This window comes from Oharaeibacter diazotrophicus (assembly GCF_004362745.1).
Taxonomy (GTDB): domain Bacteria; phylum Pseudomonadota; class Alphaproteobacteria; order Rhizobiales; family Pleomorphomonadaceae; genus Oharaeibacter; species Oharaeibacter diazotrophicus.
In genome coordinates, this window is sequence record NZ_SNXY01000010.1 from 365687 (window position 1) to 381656 (window position 15970).

The window sequence follows — 15970 nt, forward strand, 5'->3', positions numbered from 1 at the left end:
ACGGCGGAAAAGCACCGGCGGACCGAGCCCGCCGACTTTTGAAACAGGCTCTGAACCCTTCCGCACGGCGCCCGCCCGCCCATATGTTCCGGGGACCACACCGTCCACGGGAGACCCGGACATGAGCGAGGATACCGCCGTCACCGACCGCATCGTCGACGCCTTCCTCGGGCGGCTCGCGACCACGCCGCTCGGCGCGATCGAACTCGCCGACGTCGCGCGCGACGCCGACGTCGGCCTCGAGGCGCTCCGGGCGCATTTCGACGGCAAGCTCGCGATCCTCGCCGCCCACGCGCGGCGGGTCGACCTCGCGGTGCTCGCCCGCCACGACCCGGCGATGGCCGGCGAACCGGCGCGCGACCGGCTGTTCGACGTGCTGATGCGCCGTCTCGACGCGCTCGCGCCGCATCGCGACGCCATGCGGATGCTGGCGCGCTCGGTGACGCGCGATCCGCTGCTCGCGGCCGCGATCGGCCCGATCGCGGTGCGCTCGATGACCTTCATGCTGTCGGAGGCGGGCATCCCCGCGGCCGGTCCGGCCGGCCGGCTGAGGGCGCGCGGACTCGCGCTCGCCTGGGTCCGCATCCTCGACGTCTTCGTCGACGACCACGACCCCGGCCTCGCCCGCACCATGGTGGCGGTCGACAAGGCGCTCCGGCGCGGCGAACAGGCCGAGGACCTGTTCGACCGCGCCAAGCGGGCCGCCTGCCGGTTCGGCGGCGGTTTCGGCCGCGGCCGGCGCCGCGGCAGCGCGACGGCGGAGGACGTCTCCGCCGGTGCGGGGATCTGAGGATCGGGATGCCCCGCTCCGGGGCGTCACCGTCCGTGTCACATCGCGGTCGGCTCGAAGGTGGCGACCTTGACCGCGTCGGCGTCGGCGGTGCAGGCGACGCGGATCGCCGAGCCGGCGCCGGTGGCGAGTTCGGCGACGTCGGCGGCGGCGACGGTGAAGGCGACGCGGGTCGGCTCGACCGCGAGCGTCTCGTCGTCGCGCTCGGCGACCACCAGCGTCATCCGGCAGGCCTCGCCGGTGCTCTCGAACCAGCCGACCACGTGCTTGGAGCCGGCGGTCTCGCTGATCGCGGCGAACGGGGCGTAGGCGTGCACGCCGGCGACCGAGGGGTGCATCTCGGCGGCGGCGACGGCGGCGGTGCCGGCGAGGAGAGCGGCGAACAGGGCGGCGACGGTCTTGGTCATGATGGCTCCGGGGGATCGGGATCGCTGGGGATTTTCGTTCTTGCGCCGGTCGCTGTCGCGTCGCCGGCCTCGGGATCCGCTTACGGTCCGCTTTCCCCGGACTTCGTCCCGGTTCGGTGGATTTTTCCGCGGCTCCGCGTCTCGCCGCCGCCTTTTCCCCGCCCGGGCGATCGTCTAGGACTTGGGCGACACAGCCCCCCGAGGAGACCCCGCCCGTGACCGAGACTTCCGCCGCCGCGCCGACCATCGGCTTCGACGACTTCCTCAAGGTCGACGTCCGCGTCGGCCGCATCGTCGCGGCGGAGGTTTTCAAGGAGGCGCGCAAGCCGGCGCTCAAGCTCACGATCGACTTCGGGCCCGAGATCGGCGTCAAGAAGTCGTCGGCCCAGATCCGCGTCCACTACGAGCCGGAGGCGATCGTCGGCAAGCTGGTGTTGGCGGTGGTCAACTTCCCGCCCCGCCAGATCGGCCCGATGCGCTCGGAGGTCCTGACCCTCGGCGTCCCCGACGCCGACGGCGCCGTCGTGCTGATCGGCCCGGACAAGGACGTGCCGATCGGCGGCCGGCTGTTCTGAGCCTTCACGCCTCCTCGGTCACCGCCGCGGTCTCGCCGTCGCCCTGGTCGGTGGCGGCCGCCTCGGCGAGCAGCCAGTCGACGAAGCGGTCGACCTCCGGTCGGGCGCGGCCGGTGTCGCGGCGCACCACGTGGTAGTTGGTGCGGTCGGTGACGACGATGCCGCTCGCCCGCACCAGCCGGCCGAGCGTGAGGTCGTCGGCGACCATGGCGAGATCGGCGATGGCGACGCCGCGGCCGCGTTCGGCGGCGCGCAGCGCCATGTCCATGGTGTCGAACCACTCGCCGCCGTCGGTCTCGGCCTCCGGGAAGCCCGCCTGCTTCAGCCAGAGAGGCCAGTCCGGCGCGCCGGAGCAGTGCAAGAGCAGCGCCCGCCGCAGCGCCGCCGGGGTGTCGAGCCGGCCGATCCGCTTCAGGTAGGCGGGCGAGCAGACCGGCGTCAGCCGTTCGCGGAACAGCGCGATCAGCCGTTCCGGCGGCCAGCGGTTCTCGTCCATGACGATGCCGACGTCGTGCTCGACGTCGTCGGGCGTCATCGATTCCCACAGCACGCTGACGCGGACCTTGAGATCGGGATGGGCCGATTCGAACGCGGACAGCCGCGGCAGCAGCCAGCGGGTGCCGAGGGTCGGCAGCACGCGGACACGGATCTCGGCCGGGCCCTTGCGGACCTCGTCGACGCCGCGCCGGATCGTCTCGAACGCCTGCCCCAGCGCCGACGCCAGCCGCTCGCCCGCCGGCGACAGCCGGACGCCGCGATGGACGCGGCGGAACAGGCCGACGCCGAGTTCGTCCTCGAGCACGCGGATCTGGCGGCTGACCGCGCTCTCGGTCACCGACAGCTCGTCGGCGGCGCGGTTGAGCGCGCCGAGCCGGGCGGCGGCTTCGAAGGCGCGCAGGGCGTTTAGGGAGGGCAGGCGCCGGGTGACCATTTGTCAACGGTTGAGTTTTCGGAATGTCAGGCCCGCGAAAAACCCGTTTGAAGGCCATCGCGACCTTGAGCATATTGCAAGCGACCGGTGACGTCATCCGCCATGGGTCGCCCGATGCGGCGACCGGCGGGGACACAGCCCCCACCAACGACCAGACCCGGACCACCGCCCCGCGCTCCGCCTCCCCGGAGCTTGCGCGAGCGGCGTCCGCGTCGCCAGGAGACCGCCATGTTCGCCCCGTCCGATCTCGCCCGCCGCTTCGCCACCTGGCGCGAGCGCGCCCGCTTCCGTGCCGCCCTGGCTCGGCTGGTCGAGGATCCGCATCTCGCCGCCGACGTCGGCTTCGACGTGCCGTCGATCCGCGCCGAGCGGGCGCGGCTGCCGTGGGAGCCGGTGCGGCTGCGCCGCGGCCCGGGCCTGCGTCAGGCCGTCGTCGACGCCCCGGCGTCGTCCGGCTTCGGCGGCATCGGCCTCAACCCGGCAGCCGCGCGACGCATCTGAGCCCGCCGAGCGGGCTCGCCGCCAGCGTGACGTCGCCGCCGTGGGCGCGCGCGACGTCGCGGGCGATGGTGAGCCCGAGCCCGGTGCCGGGGGCGTCCTGGTTGCGCGCCCGGTCGAGCCGGTAGAACGGGCGGAACACCGCCTCGCGTTCCTCGGCCGGGATACCCGGCCCGTCGTCGTCGACCACCACCTTCAGCCAGCCGCCACGGTGCTCCGCCGCGACGGCGACCTTGCCGTGTCCGTAGCGCACCGCGTTGCCGACGAGATTGCCGACGAGCCGCCGGAACGCGCCCGGCCGCACCGTCACCACCGGATCGCCGGAAAAACTCGCCTCGACCCGCCGCCCCTCGGGCTGGCGCGCCGCCACGTCGGCGATCACCGCCGCGACGTCGGTCGGCACCGCCGCCTCGTCGAGATCGCCGCGGGCGAAGGCGAGATAGGCCTCCAGCATCGCCTCCATCTCGTCGACGTCGCGCCGCATCGGCTCGACGTCCTCGCCCTCGCCGAGCAGCGCGAGTTCCAGCCGGAACCGGGTCAGCACCGTCCTGAGGTCGTGGCTGACGCCGGCGAGCATGGTGGTGCGCTGGTCGATCTGGCGCTCGATGCGTCGGCGCATTTCCAGGAAGGCGAGGGCGGCGCGGCGGACCTCGCGCGCGCCCTGCGGCGAGAAGGCGCCGATCGGCCGGCCCTTGCCGAAGGCCTCGGCGGCGTTGGCGAGCCGCTGGATCGGCTTGACCTGATTGCGGATGAAGATGATCGACAGCACGATCAGCACCACGCCGACCACGCCCATCCAGACCAGGAAGAAGTGCCAGTTGGCGGCGTAGGCGAGGTTGCGCGGGAAGGTGACGCGCAGCGTGCCGCGGTCGATCGGCACCCGGATCTCGATCGTCGTCGTCGCCTCGTCGATCGCCAGCGAGAACGGCCGGCCCAGCCGCGACCGCATCTCCGAGGACAGCGTCGAACCGAGCAGGCCGCCGGTGCGCGGCGCCGGCGCGAAGGCGCTCGCCGGCAGGACTTCGACCGACAGGTCGAGCCGGTTCGCGGCGACGCGCAGGATGGCGGCGACGTCGGTGCCCGGCGGCTGGTGCTCGACGAGGTCGACCACCGCCGCGATGTCGCGCACCACCGCCGACGACAGCCGCGCCGTCACCAGCGCCCAGTGCCGGTCCATGAACACGAAGGTCAGCACCGACAACAGCACCAGCATCGGCGTGACGACGATCATCAGCGAGCGGCCGAGCAGGCTCTTCGGCAGCACCTGGCCCATGGCGCCCGCGAGCGCGCGCCAGGAGCGCAGCACCGGCCGCGGCATCACCCGCGCGACGGCCCGGCGCAGCGCCCGTGCGCAGCGGTCGCCGCGATCGAGCGCGCGCCCGACGACACCGGTCCCGACGCCGGCCTCGCCGCCGTCGTCGTCCGGGTCGTGGGACGGGCCGGCCACGCCGCTCACTCCCAGCGCAGCCGGTAGCCGACGCCGCGCACGGTCTGCAGGTGGACCGGGTTGGCCGGGTCGTCCTCGATCTTGCGGCGCAGCCGGTTGATCTGGACGTCGACCGCGCGGTCGCCGACGTCGGCGTCGGGGCCGGCGAGCTGGTCGCGGCCGACGATGCCGTCGGGTGCGGCGGCGAACTGGCCGAGCAGCTGGCGCTCGCGGTCGGTCAGGCGCACGACCTCGTCGCCGTCGCGCAGCTCCTCGCGGCGGAGGTCGTAGGCGAAGCGGCCGAAGCGCACGGTCTCGGGCGGCGTGGCCTTGGCCTCGGCGGGTCGGCGCTTCATCAGGTTGGCGAGCCGCAACAGGAGTTCGCGCGGCTCGAACGGCTTGGCGAGATAGTCGTCGGCGCCGGCCTCGAGGCCGCGGATGCGGTCGTCGGGGTCGCCGCGCGCCGTCAGCAGCAGGATCGGCACGTCGCGTTCGCGCTTCAGCGACGCCGTCAGCGACAGCCCGTCCTCGCCGGGCATCATGACGTCGAGCACCATCAGGTCGAAGTCGATCGCGGCGAGCTTGCGGCGCGCCTCGGCGGCGTCGCCGGCGCCGGTGACGCGGAAGCCGTTGTTGCCGAGATAGCGGCCGATCAGCTGGCGGATCCGGCTGTCGTCGTCGACGACGAGCACGTGGCCGGCGTCGTCGGAGGGCGGGCGCGGCGCCATCGCGGCATCACTCCGCGTCGTCGGCGACGGCGCCGCGCGGCGCGTCGGCGTCGATCATGCGGGCGAGGAAGTCGCGCACGGTGCCGCGGGCCTCGGGCGGCAGGCCGGCGAGCGCCCGGCCGAGCCGGGCCGACTGGCGCGCCGACAGTTCCAGCGCCAGCGCACGGCCGCGCTCGGTGGCGTGCAGCAGGCGCTGGCGGCGGTCGACCGCGCCCTGCTCCTGCTCGACGTAGCCCTTGTCGACCAGTTCCTTGAGGACGCGCCCGAGGCTCTGCTTGGTGATCCGCAGGGTGTCGAGCAGGTCGGTGACGCGCAGGCCCGGATTGCGCGACACGAAGTGCAGGACGCGGTGGTGCGCCCGGCCGAATCCGAAGCGGGCGAGCGTCTGGTCCGGCTCGCCGACGAAGTCGCGATAGGCGAAGAACAAGAGTTCGATCAGCTCGAAGTCGATCGTCGCGGCGTCCGGCGCGAGCACGGCCGGCGCGGCGGGGCGCGCCGTGGTGGCGTCGGCGGCGAAATTTACGTCAGCCATGTTGACTTATTCGGGTTCGTTTGTTACTTGAGGATCCGTCACGGCGAAAGGATCGGTCGCGCGAGCGTCGATCCGGCCCCGAAGAGCCCGCTGCCGTTCCCGATCCGGGAGCGAACCATAGCCGGCCCGATGCCGCGACGCAAAACATGGGTCACGAACGGCGCATCCCCGTGGGAGCGCCTCGCGCGCCCGGGCGACCCGCCGCGACGGCGGGCGCCACAACGGCGGTCGGCCGGTGCCGACCCGACAACGGGAAGTGGGAGAAGATCATGGCGAGCGTTCCCTTCGACAGCCGCGACGGTGTCATCTGGTTCGACGGCCAATTCGTCGACTGGAAGGACGCCAAGGTGCACGTGCTGACCCACGGCCTGCACTATGCCAGCGCCGTGTTCGAGGGCGAGCGCGCCTACGGCGGGGCGATCTTCAAGTCGCGCCAGCACGCCGAGCGCCTGATCGAGTCCGGCCGCATCCTCGGCTTCAAGGTCCCGTACTCCGTCGACGAGATCGTCGCCGCCAAGGACGAGACGCTGGCGCGCATGGGCTTCGAGAACGCCTACGTCCGCCCGATCGCCTGGCGCGGTTCGGAGATGATGGGCGTCTCGGCGCAGAACAACACCATCCACCTCGCGATCGCCGTCTGGGAGTGGCCGAGCTACTTCAAGCCGGAGGAGCGCCTGAAGGGCATCCGCCTCGACATCGCCGAGTACCGCCGCCCGGACCCGAAGACGGCGCCGTCGCGCTCCAAGGCCGCCGGTCTCTACATGATCTGCACGATCAGCAAGCACGCGGCCGAGGCCAAGGGCTACGCCGACGCGATGATGTACGACTATCGCGGCTACGTCGCCGAGGCGACCGGCGCCAACATCTTCTTCGTCAAGGACGGCAAGGTCCACACCCCGACGCCGGACTGCTTCCTGAACGGCATCACCCGGCAGACCGTGATCGAACTCGCCGGCCGCCGTGGGATCGAGGTGGTCGAGCGCCACATCATGCCGGAGGAGCTGGGTGGCTTCACCGAGTGCTTCATCTGCGGCACCGCCGCCGAGGTCACCCCCGTGTCGGAGATCGGCCCGCACGTCTTCAAGCCGGCGACGATCACCGAAACGCTGATGAACGACTACATGGCCGAAGTGCAGCCGAAGCCCGCCGCCGTCGCGGCGGAGTGATCCCGAAACGCCCCGCGCGCCGGCTCTCCGCTCGGCGCGCGGGGACTTTTCCTCACCCCCGCCCTCAGCGGTTGTCGCCGTCGAGCAGGCGGCCGAGACCGCCGAGGAGCGAGCCCTCGCCCTGGCCGCCGCCGCCGGTCTGCGGCGCCGCCGCCCACATCCGGCCGGCGAAGCGCGAGAACGGCAGCGACTGCAGCCAGACCGTCCCGGGCCCGGTCAGACGGGCGAAGAACACGCCCTCGCCGCCGAAGATCATCGACTTGATCGAGCCGGCGCGCACGACGTCGAAGTCGACGCCGGCGGTGTAGGCGGCGACGCAGCCGGTGTCGACGTGGAGTTCCTCGCCGGGCGCGAGCTCGCGCTGGACCAGCGTGCCGCCCATGTGCACGAACACCCAGCCGTCGCCGTCGAGGCGCTGCATCACGAAGCCCTCGCCGCCGAACAGGCCGGTCATGATCCGGCGCTGGAAGGCGATGCCGAGCGAGACGCCCTTGGCGGCGGCCAGGAACGAGTCCTTCTGGCACACCAGCGTGCCGCCGACGGTGTCGAGCTTGATCGCCAGGATGTGGCCCGGGAACGGCGCGGCGAAGGCGACGCGCGCCTTGCCGGAGCCCTCGTGGGTGAACACGGTGGTGAACAGGCTCTCGCCGGTGATCAGCCGCTTGCCGGCACCCATCAGCTTGCCGAGGAGGCCGCCGCCGGCGCCCGAGCCGTCGCCGAACACGGTGGTCATGGTCACCGACGGCGCCTTGAACATCATCGCGCCGGCCTCGGCCACCGCGCTCTCGCCGGGATCGAGCTCGATCTCGACGAACTGCATCTCGGCGCCCTTGATCTCGAAGTCGATGTCGTCGGCACCGCCGCCGGCGGTGTGCCGGGCGACGGGAACGGACGGAACGGATCCCCAGACCATTGCCTGCTCTCCTCTCTTCCCGCGGCAACGGTCGCCGACGCGCGTGGTCGCCGGCGACCGCCAGGACTCAGACCTTCACCCGGGTCGCCTCGAAGGCCGGGACGGCGGCGGCGAAGGCGTCGAGCCATTCCACCAGCCGCGGATGCTCCGCACGCCAGGTGCCGTCGAAACGGAAGTCGAGGTAGCCGAGCGCGCAGGCGAGCGCGATGTCGCCGATCCAAACGCGGCCCTGCGGCGGCGGCGCGGCCTCGAGCGCGGCCACCGCCCGCTCGATCTTGCCGACCTGATGGGCGTCCCACTTGGCGCTGCGCTCGCCTTCGGCGCGCATGGCCACCTCGTAGCGGCGCAGGATGGCGGCGTCCATGATGCCGTCGGCGGTCGCCTGCAGCACCAGCGCCGGGAAGCGCTCGGCCGGGTCGGTCGGCAGGATGCGGCCGCCGCCGGCGACGTGGTCGAGATATTCCACGATCACCCGGCTGTCGTAGAGGCAGGTGCCGTCGGCGGTGATCAGCGCCGGGATCTTGCCGAGCGGGTTCTCGCGGCGGATCGAATCCGCGGGGTCGTTGGTGTCGGTGACCTTGACCGTGATGCGGTCGGAGAGGCCGAGCACCGCGGCGGCGATCTTGACCTTGCGGCCGAAGGGCGAGGGCGGCGAGGAGCGGAGGACGAAGTCGGTCATTCTGGCTGTGGTCCTGCGGGGGTCACGGGGTGGGTGTGGGAAAGACGGGGCGCAGCGGGCCGGGATCGGCGCCGCAGCGGTCGGCGGCCTCGAAGCGGTCGAGGCGGTAGGCGTAGGCGTCGAAGCTCCAGGTGCCGCGGCCGGCGCAGCCGCCGGGATCGCGGGTGCCGCCGGCGAGCCGGGCGCCGTCGAGTTCGACGTCGTCGAGCGTGTCGGTGCCGAACCAGCCGAGCCGCGGCGACCAGCCGGCGAAGACCAGGAGGTGCATGCCGCCGATCTCGCCGCTCTCGATCTCGTAGAGCCGGAACGCGGTCCGGCCGGCCGAGCGGAAGCAGGGCAGGGCGTAGACGGTGGCGGTGTCCGACACCGAGGCGACGATCGGCGCCACGGCGGCGAGGTCGGCCGAGTCCGCCGCCTCGCAGCCGCTCGCCACCGCGTGCCACTCGGCGAGCCGCGGCGGCACGCCGGCGCCGGCCACCAGCGCGCGGCGGTCGACCGCGGGCGCCGGCTCCAACCCCTCGGGTCGGCCGAAGCGGCGGTCGCCGACGACGCGGCGCTGGACGTCGTCGATGGCGTCGAGCGCGTCGGCGAGGCCGCGCAGGCGGAACACGTCGGTGTGCGGCGCGCCGGCGACGTCGACGTAGGAGAAGCGCAGCGACGCCCCGGTGAAGAGCCGCACCACCAGCCGGTCCAGCGCCGACTGCGACAGCACGTAGAAGTCGGTCGGCGCGACGAAGGGAGCGTAGTCGGCGATGGGCTGCAGCCGGACGCCGACGCCGTTGTCGACCGTCACCGCCACCGGGCGGTCGCGGTCGGCGAGGGCGCCGAGCGTGGCGATCGACAGCGTCCAGCGCGCCCGCGAGGCCGGGCCGCGAGCGATCCGGAGCACGCTGCCGGGTCCGTCGCCCTCGGCACGGATCGAGGCGGTGCAGGCGCGGGCGTCGTCGCAGCGGATCTCGACGCCGCCGAAGCGCTCGACCACGTCGGCCGCGGCGGGCGGCGCGGCGGCGAGGAGCAGCAGGATGGCGGCGGCCCGGGCGAGGGCGGACATGGCGGGCCTCAGCGCACCGGCGGCATCGTGACGGACGCCTTGCGGCAGCCGCGGGCGTCGACCTCGCGGCAGTCGGTGAAGGCGAGGTCGCGCGTCAGGCAGATCCGGACCTCGCGCAGGCGGCGGCCGTCGCAGGTCACCGCGACGCCGTCGGCGGCGAGCCCCGGGTTGGCGTCGCGGAACGCCCGCTCCACCGCGGCCGGCGCGACGGTGCGGTAGCGGTCGACCTTGGCGAACTCGGCGGGCACCGTCACCGCCGCGCGGGCCCGGCGCACCAGCGCCAGGTAGTCCGTCGAGGACAGGCCCGAGCAGGTGCCGTGCTTGGCCCATTCGTGCCGGACGAGGCCCGGGTCCGGCATGATGTCGAGCATCGCCTCGACCGCGTCGCGCGACGGCCGGTCGCGCCGGTCGGCGGCGCAGAAGTCCGGGTAGCCGCGGTCGTATTGCGGCCACAGGCCGTGGACCACGAAGGCGTAGGGTCGGCCGCCGTCGCATTGCGCCGAGCCCTCGTCGTCGGCGGCCGCCTCGCAGTAGGACGGCGACCACGACAGCGCCAGGACGTAGAAGTCGAAGTCGCCGGGCTTGCCGTCGGCCCGTGCCGCCGCCGGCGCCAGCACCGTGGCGGCGAGCGCTGCCGCGGCCACCGCCCGGCGTGCCGCCGAGGTCATTTCAGCACCCGGCAGTCGGCGTCGTAGACGCGGTAGTAGTCCTGGCGCGGCAGGCAGAACTCGACGCCCCAGCCGAGCGAGGCGAAGCCCTGGCGGGCCGAGATCACGTAATAGAGCCGGTCGTGCCGCCGCGGGCCGAGCACGGCGGTCGCCACGCAGTGGCGGTGGGCGATCGCGCTGACGAAGCGGACGCCCGGATAGCTCTGCCGCGGCGCGTCGACGGCCGCGATGCGGACGCCGTCGTGCCAAGTGTCGCGCTCGGCGGCGTTCTGGCGGGCGACGATGGTGGAGAGCACACCTGCGTCGTCGCAGGCGGGGATGCCGGCCTCCGCGACGCCGGCGCCCGGCGCGGCGAGATCGGCCGCGGCGGCGGCCGAGGTCAGGGCGGCGAGGACGGCGAGGGTCGCGGCGGCGCGCATCGGACGGCTCCGGTCGAAAGGTCGGGCCGAACGATGCGTCGGCGGCGCCGACCGGTCAAGGGCCGCCGCCGCAAGCGCCCGCCGCGGCGAGGCTTTCCGGCGCCGGAGAACATCGGCCGCCCGCGCGACGGTCCGGATCCGGGATGGACCGTCGCGAGGCCGGGATCACGCGTCCGCGGCGGGGCGGCCGTCCTCGTCGACCAGCCAGTCGACCCGGCCGCGGGCGCCGGGGCCGGCGGCGAGCAGTGCGGCGAGTTCGTCGATCACGCCGGCGATCTCGTCGGCGAGCGGCCAGGGCGGGTTGACCACCAGCATGCCGGCGCCGGCGAGCGGTCCGTCGACGGTCGGCCGGCGGATCCAGTGGTCGATCCGGAGCACCCGCCGCACCGGTCCGGCCGCGACCGCGGCGTGGAAGTCGGCGACGGCGCCGGCGCCCTTGGCGGGGTACCACAACAGCTGGACGCCGGTGGCGAAGCGGCGGTGGGCGTCGCGCATGGCGCGGACGAGGCGGTCGAACTCGCCGGCCTCCTCGAACGGCGGGTCCACCACCAGCACGCCGCGGCGCTCCTCGGGCGGCAGCTGCGCCCGCGGCATGATCCAGCCGTCCTCGGCGGTGACGCGGACGCGGCGGTCGCGGGCGAAGGTGGCGGCGAGCTGGTCGGCGTCGATCGGATGGAGTTCGTTGAAGACGAAGCGGTCCTGCGGCCGGCCGAGCGCGGTGGCGACGGCGGGCGAGCCCGGGTAGACCAGCACGTGGTCGCCGCCGTTGACCTCGCGCAGCGCCTGCCGCCACGGCGCCAGGAATTCGGCCAGCGCCGGCGACGGCGTCGCCTCCAGCACCCGCCCGACCCCGCCGCGCCACTCGCCGGTCTTCAGCGCCTCGTCGGCGGCGAGGTCGTAGAGCCCGACACCGGCATGGGTGTCCAGCACTCGGTAGGGCGCGTCCTTGCGGCCGAGCCGGTCGAGGATGCGCGCGAGGACGGCGTGCTTCACCACGTCGGCGAAATTGCCCGCATGATAGGCGTGACGATAGTTCATGCCGCCGATTACGCCGGAGTCGCCGGGACGGCAAGGGGAAGGGGGGCGTCGGCGCGCTGCGGTGCGCCGGCCCGAGCGTCGCGGCGGAGTACGCCACCCCACCCCGCCGGCCTCTCGGCCGCCGACCTGCCTGCCTCGGAGGCAATGGCCTCCTCGGCGTTCGGCTTCGCCTCACCCCCACGAGGGGGAGGGCAGTCGCTGTTGCACCGCCGGTTCCACCTTCCGACCCTCCCCTCGCGGGAGGGTCGGCGCGTAGCGCCGGGGAGGGTCGCTTCCGCACGCTCGACGCCGGGAAGGACGTCGGGGCGGTGGACGCGGACCCCACCCCGCCGGCCTCCGGCCGTCGACCTGCCTGCCTCGGAGTCACGGGCCTCCTCGGCGTTCGGCTTCGCCTCACCCCCACGAGGGGGCGAGGGTAGTCGCTGTTGCACCGCTGATTCCACCTTCTGACCCTTTCCTCGTGGGAGGGTCGGCGCGTAGCGCCGGGGAGGGTCGCTTCCGCACGCTCGACGCCGGGAAGGACGTCGGGGCGGTAGATGCCACCCCACCCCGCCGGCCTCCGGCCGTCGACCCTCCCCACGAGGGGGAGGGTAGTCGCGTTTATGGTGCCGGTTCCACTTTCTGACCCTCCCTTCGTGGGAGGGGCGGCGCGTAGCGCCGGGGAGGGTCGCTTCCGCACGCTCGGCGCCGGGAAGGACGTCGCGGCGGTGGATGCCACCCCGCCCCGCCGGCCTCCGGCCGTCGACCCTCCCCGCGAGGGGGAGGGTAATGGCGCCGCGCCGTCAGGCCCGACCTCGGCCCCTGCCCAAGAGGGGAAGGCAATAGCAGTCGCCGCGCCGGTTCCAACTTCTGACCCTCCCCTCGCGGGAGGGTCGGCGCGTGAGCCCCGGGGAGCGTCGCTTCCGCGCGCCCGACGCCGGGCCGGACGTCGCGCCGACTCCCGGTCGACGCGCCCCTTCCCGTAGGCGGTACCACCGCATTGTGGACCCCGCCGCTCCGGATTATGGTCCGCGCCGATCGGAGGGGCGGATGACGCCGACGGCGGGCAGGGTGGCGAGGGTGTGGGCGACGATCGTCCTGGTCTGGGCGATCGTGCTGCAGTCGCTCGTGCCGGTGGTCGCGGCCGCGGTGCCGGACGACGCCGGGCTGCACGTGCTCTGCGCCGGCGCAGCCGACGCCGCGCCCGCCGCCCCGGTCTCGGACGGCGCCCACCGCGCACTCTGCTGCGTGCTCTGCGCCGGCGCCGCCGCCGTCGCGCCTCCGGCTCCGCCGGTGGCCGCCGCGCGCGTGCCGGTCGGACGCTCCGTCGTCCCGCCGTCCTCGCCCCGGCATGCCGCCGCCCCGCCGCCGTCGCCGCGCGGCCGGCCGGCCGTTCCGCGCGCACCACCCGTTCCGGCCTGACGCCGACACCCGCCGCGTCCCCCGCGCCGGGCCGTCGCGACCGCCCCGCCCCGCCCGCGCGGGTGGTGCATTCGGACGACCCGCGGCCGACCTCCGTCGCCGCCGTCCGCATCCCGACACCCACCGTCACACACCACGGCCCCGCGCCGCGGCGACCGATCGCGTTCGGCGCCCGCCGGAGCCCCACGACCGGAACGACACCATCATGACCACGATCACCCGTACCCTCGCCCTCGCCGCCGTCCTCGCCGTCGGTGCCACCGGCCTCGCCGAGGCCCACGCCACCCTCGAGGTCAAGGAGGCCGCCGCCGGCTCGACCTACAAGGCCGTCGTCCGCGTCGGCCACGGCTGCGGTGGCAAGGCGACGCTGAAGCTGCGCGTGCAGATCCCCGAGGGCCTCTACAACGTCAAGCCGATGCCGAAGGCCGGCTGGACGCTGGACCTCGCCAAGGGCGCCTACGCCAAGGCCTACGACAACCACGGCACCCAGCTGACCGAGGGCGTTCGCGAGATCACCTGGACCGGCGACCTGCCGGACGCGTACTACGACGAGTTCGTGTTCCGCGGCACGATCGACAAGACGATCGCGCCGGGCACCGTGCTCTACATCCCCGTGGTGCAGGAGTGCGACGGCGCCGCCGAGCGCTGGATCGAGGTGCCGAAGGACGGCCAGTCGGCCGACGACCTGGAGTCCCCCGCCCCGGCCCTCACCGTCACCGCCCCCAAGGGCGGTCACTGACGGCGCGTCCGCACCGGGGGGCCGGCCGCCGGTCGGCCCCCCGGTGCGGGCGGGGCGTGCCGGCCGAGCGGCCGGTGCCCCGGTCGCCGTCCTGACGGTCGTCCATCGTCGCGGGGCCCGGGCGGGAACGTCTCGGCACCCCCGAAAGTCGAGGGCTCGCGTGTCCGCCGGTCCCGAGTTCCCCCGCCCGAGCCGCGTCTCGGCGGAGCTTGTCGCGGCGCAACGACGACGGCCGCCCGCCGTCGTAGCAGCGATGCGTTCGCCACCGGCCGTTCCCGGCCGGCGGCCGTCCGCCCCCACCGAGGCGGCCGACGCCTCGACCTCGCCCGCCCGGCGATCCGTCGCCGGGCGACGCCTGCCCTCCCGGCGATCGCGACGCGCCCGCCGCGATCGCCGCATCCGCCAACCGGACCCCGTGCATGTCGCTCGCCCTTCAACTCCACCGCCTCGCCGCCGCCGTCCTGCTGCTCGTCGCGCTCGCGACCGCTCCGGCCGCGGCGCACGCCGTGCTGCTGTCGACCGTGCCCGCCGACGGCGGCATGCTCGCCGCCGCGCCGGACGAACTGGTGCTGACCTTCAACGAGCCGGTCGAACTGCTGTCGGCCCACCTGAACGGCCCCGACGGCGGTTCGGCGGTTCCGCTGGCGAGCGGCGCCGCCTCGACCCGGCTGGTGCTGAAGGCCGCAGACCTCTGGGGCGAGGGCACCCGGGTGCTGTCCTGGCGCGTCGCCTCCGGCGACGGCCATCCGGTCGCCGGCACGGTGCTCTACTCGGTCGGACGCGCAAGCGTCGTCGCGCCCGCCGGCGAGGATCCGTCGGATCCGGTCGCGCGCGCCGGGCTGTGGGCGGCCCGGCTGGTGGTGCACGCCGGCCTGTTCTTCGGCGTCGGCGCCACCTTCTGGGCCGCGGCCGCGGGACGGCGGTCGCGGACGGCCGTGGTGCTGCCGCTCGCCGGCCTCGCCGCCCTGCCGCTCGCCTTCGGTCTCCACGGCGTCGACGCCCTCGGCGGCGGCGTGGCGCTGCTCGCCTCCGGCCATCCCTGGCTCGCCGCGGCCGGCACCAGCTTCGCCGCCTTCGCCGCGATCGCCGCGGTGGCATTGACGCACGCCGTCGCCGCCGGACGGATCGGCGGCCGGGCCGCGATCGTCCTCGCCGTGGCGGCGGTGGTCGCCTCGGGCCTCGCGCTGGCGGCGACCGGACACGCCGCCGCGGCCGAACCGCGGCTGGTCACCCGCACCGCCCTCGTCGTCCACGGCGCCGCGCTGGCGCTCTGGCTCGGCGCGCTGCCGCCGCTGTGGACCGCGCTGCGCGCGCCGGGTCCCGGCGGCGCGCACCTGCTCGCCCGCTTCTCCGCGCTCGCGCCGGTCGCTGTCGCAGGCCTCGCGGTCGGCGGGCTCGCGCTCGCCGCGGTCCAACTGACCGGCCCGGCCGACCTCGTCGCCACCGGCTACGGCCGCGTGCTCGCGGTCAAGCTGGTGCTGGTGGCGGTCCTGCTGGCGATCGCCGTGGTCAACCGCCGCCGCCACACCGCGCCGGCGCTCGCCGGCGACCCCGCCGCCCTGCGCCGGCTGCGCCGCAACGTCGCCGCCGAGATCGCGATCGGCCTCGCCGTACTGGCGGTCGTCGGCCTGTTCCGCTTCACCCCGCCGCCGCGGGCGCTCGCCGCGGCCGAGGCGGCGCCGGTCGCCTTCCACGTCCACACCCTGCCGGTGATGGCCGACGTCGAGATCGCACCGGGCCGGGCCGGACCGGTCCGCTTCGAGGCGACGTTGATGACCGGCGACTTCGGCCCGCTCGATCCGCGCGAGGTCCGGATCGAGGCGACCAACGCCGGCGCCGGCATCGGCCCGATCCGGGCGGCGCTGGTGCGCCGCGACGGCCGCTTCGTCGCCGACGGTCTCCTGCTGCCCGCGCCGGGGCGTTGGGCGCTGCGGCTGGTCGTCCTGATCGACGACTTCCACCAGGAGAGCCTCGACGCGAGCTTCGACCTCGCGCCCTGAAGCGGGCGG

18 protein-coding genes are annotated in these 15970 nt (G+C 74.5%); 7 read left to right on the plus strand and 11 right to left on the minus strand.

Translation table 11 applies throughout. From position 1 onward, the window contains the following. Positions 1-121 precede the first annotated feature (121 nt). On the plus strand, positions 122-790 hold the full coding sequence (locus EDD54_RS19365) for a TetR/AcrR family transcriptional regulator (protein ID WP_126539008.1): 669 nt from the start codon (positions 122-124) through the stop codon (positions 788-790). A gap of 38 nt (positions 791-828) precedes the next feature. Here the strand turns inward: EDD54_RS19365 and EDD54_RS19370 are convergent, their stop codons facing one another. Continuing rightward, entirely contained in the window at positions 829-1197 is a 369-nt protein-coding gene (locus EDD54_RS19370) for a hypothetical protein (protein WP_126539006.1), read from the minus strand. Between the two features lie 215 nt (positions 1198-1412). Here EDD54_RS19370 and EDD54_RS19375 point away from each other — a divergent pair, with 215 nt between their 5' ends. Further along, on the plus strand, positions 1413-1772 hold the full coding sequence (locus tag EDD54_RS19375) for a tRNA-binding protein (RefSeq protein ID WP_126539004.1): 360 nt from the start codon (positions 1413-1415) through the stop codon (positions 1770-1772). Between the two features lie 4 nt (positions 1773-1776). Here EDD54_RS19375 and EDD54_RS19380 read toward each other — a convergent pair whose 3' ends face one another. Beyond that, positions 1777-2703 carry a LysR substrate-binding domain-containing protein gene (locus EDD54_RS19380; protein ID WP_126539002.1) on the minus strand — a complete coding sequence of 309 codons (927 nt, stop codon included), beginning with the start codon at positions 2701-2703 and terminating at the stop codon, positions 1777-1779. 228 nt (positions 2704-2931) lie between these two features. Between EDD54_RS19380 and EDD54_RS23270 the strand changes: the two genes are divergently transcribed. Further along, positions 2932-3204 carry a hypothetical protein gene (locus EDD54_RS23270; RefSeq protein WP_208112234.1) on the plus strand — a complete coding sequence of 91 codons (273 nt, stop codon included), beginning with the start codon at positions 2932-2934 and terminating at the stop codon, positions 3202-3204. Here EDD54_RS23270 and EDD54_RS19390 read toward each other — a convergent pair. The 3 genes from EDD54_RS19390 to EDD54_RS19400 all read right to left on the minus strand — a co-directional run bounded on the left by EDD54_RS19390 (position 3176) and on the right by EDD54_RS19400 (position 5887). Further along, entirely contained in the window at positions 3176-4519 is a 1344-nt protein-coding gene (locus tag EDD54_RS19390) for an ATP-binding protein (RefSeq protein ID WP_126541812.1), read from the minus strand. The genes EDD54_RS23270 and EDD54_RS19390 overlap by 29 nt on opposite strands. Before the next feature lie 134 nt (positions 4520-4653). Next, entirely contained in the window at positions 4654-5355 is a 702-nt protein-coding gene (locus EDD54_RS19395) for a response regulator (RefSeq protein ID WP_126539000.1), read from the minus strand. Positions 5356-5362: 7 nt separating this feature from the next. After that, positions 5363-5887 carry a MarR family winged helix-turn-helix transcriptional regulator gene (locus tag EDD54_RS19400; RefSeq protein WP_126538999.1) on the minus strand — a complete coding sequence of 175 codons (525 nt, stop codon included), beginning with the start codon at positions 5885-5887 and terminating at the stop codon, positions 5363-5365. A 269-nt stretch (positions 5888-6156) separates the two neighbouring features. On the opposite strand from EDD54_RS19400, the gene EDD54_RS19405 reads away from it, so the two are divergent. Beyond that, entirely contained in the window at positions 6157-7053 is an 897-nt protein-coding gene (locus EDD54_RS19405; RefSeq protein WP_126538997.1) for a branched-chain amino acid aminotransferase, read from the plus strand. A gap of 64 nt (positions 7054-7117) precedes the next feature. Here the strand turns inward: EDD54_RS19405 and EDD54_RS19410 are convergent, their stop codons facing one another. The 6 genes from EDD54_RS19410 to EDD54_RS19435 all read right to left on the minus strand — a co-directional run bounded on the left by EDD54_RS19410 (position 7118) and on the right by EDD54_RS19435 (position 11821). Next, the gene (locus EDD54_RS19410) at positions 7118-7966 is read right to left on the minus strand and encodes a TIGR00266 family protein (protein WP_126538996.1); all 849 of its coding nucleotides are present in this window, start codon (positions 7964-7966) and stop codon (positions 7118-7120) included. Between the two features lie 67 nt (positions 7967-8033). Further along, positions 8034-8645 (minus strand): glutathione S-transferase family protein, encoded by a 612-nt coding sequence (locus tag EDD54_RS19415; RefSeq protein WP_126538994.1) that lies wholly within the window; start codon positions 8643-8645, stop codon positions 8034-8036. A gap of 22 nt (positions 8646-8667) precedes the next feature. Continuing rightward, positions 8668-9696, minus strand: a complete 1029-nt coding sequence (locus EDD54_RS19420; protein ID WP_126538993.1) for a DUF1176 domain-containing protein — start codon at positions 9694-9696, stop codon at positions 8668-8670. Between the two features lie 8 nt (positions 9697-9704). Next, a complete protein-coding gene (locus EDD54_RS19425; protein ID WP_126538991.1) occupies positions 9705-10364 on the minus strand; it encodes a ribonuclease T2 family protein in 660 nt (219 codons plus the stop codon). Next, positions 10361-10783 (minus strand): phage portal protein, encoded by a 423-nt coding sequence (locus EDD54_RS19430; protein ID WP_126538989.1) that lies wholly within the window; start codon positions 10781-10783, stop codon positions 10361-10363. Before EDD54_RS19430 ends, EDD54_RS19425 begins: the two co-directional genes overlap by 4 nt. Before the next feature lie 165 nt (positions 10784-10948). Next, positions 10949-11821 (minus strand): 23S rRNA (adenine(2030)-N(6))-methyltransferase RlmJ, encoded by an 873-nt coding sequence (locus tag EDD54_RS19435; RefSeq protein WP_126538987.1) that lies wholly within the window; start codon positions 11819-11821, stop codon positions 10949-10951. 1029 nt (positions 11822-12850) lie between these two features. Here EDD54_RS19435 and EDD54_RS19440 point away from each other — a divergent pair. The 3 genes from EDD54_RS19440 to EDD54_RS19450 all read left to right on the plus strand — a co-directional run bounded on the left by EDD54_RS19440 (position 12851) and on the right by EDD54_RS19450 (position 15961). Beyond that, positions 12851-13222 carry a DUF2946 family protein gene (locus EDD54_RS19440; protein WP_133674044.1) on the plus strand — a complete coding sequence of 124 codons (372 nt, stop codon included), beginning with the start codon at positions 12851-12853 and terminating at the stop codon, positions 13220-13222. A 205-nt stretch (positions 13223-13427) separates the two neighbouring features. After that, entirely contained in the window at positions 13428-13961 is a 534-nt protein-coding gene (locus tag EDD54_RS19445; protein ID WP_126538985.1) for a YcnI family copper-binding membrane protein, read from the plus strand. Positions 13962-14380: 419 nt separating this feature from the next. Then, positions 14381-15961, plus strand: a complete 1581-nt coding sequence (locus tag EDD54_RS19450) for a copper resistance CopC/CopD family protein (protein WP_126538983.1) — start codon at positions 14381-14383, stop codon at positions 15959-15961. The last annotated feature ends 9 nt before the right edge of the window (positions 15962-15970 follow it).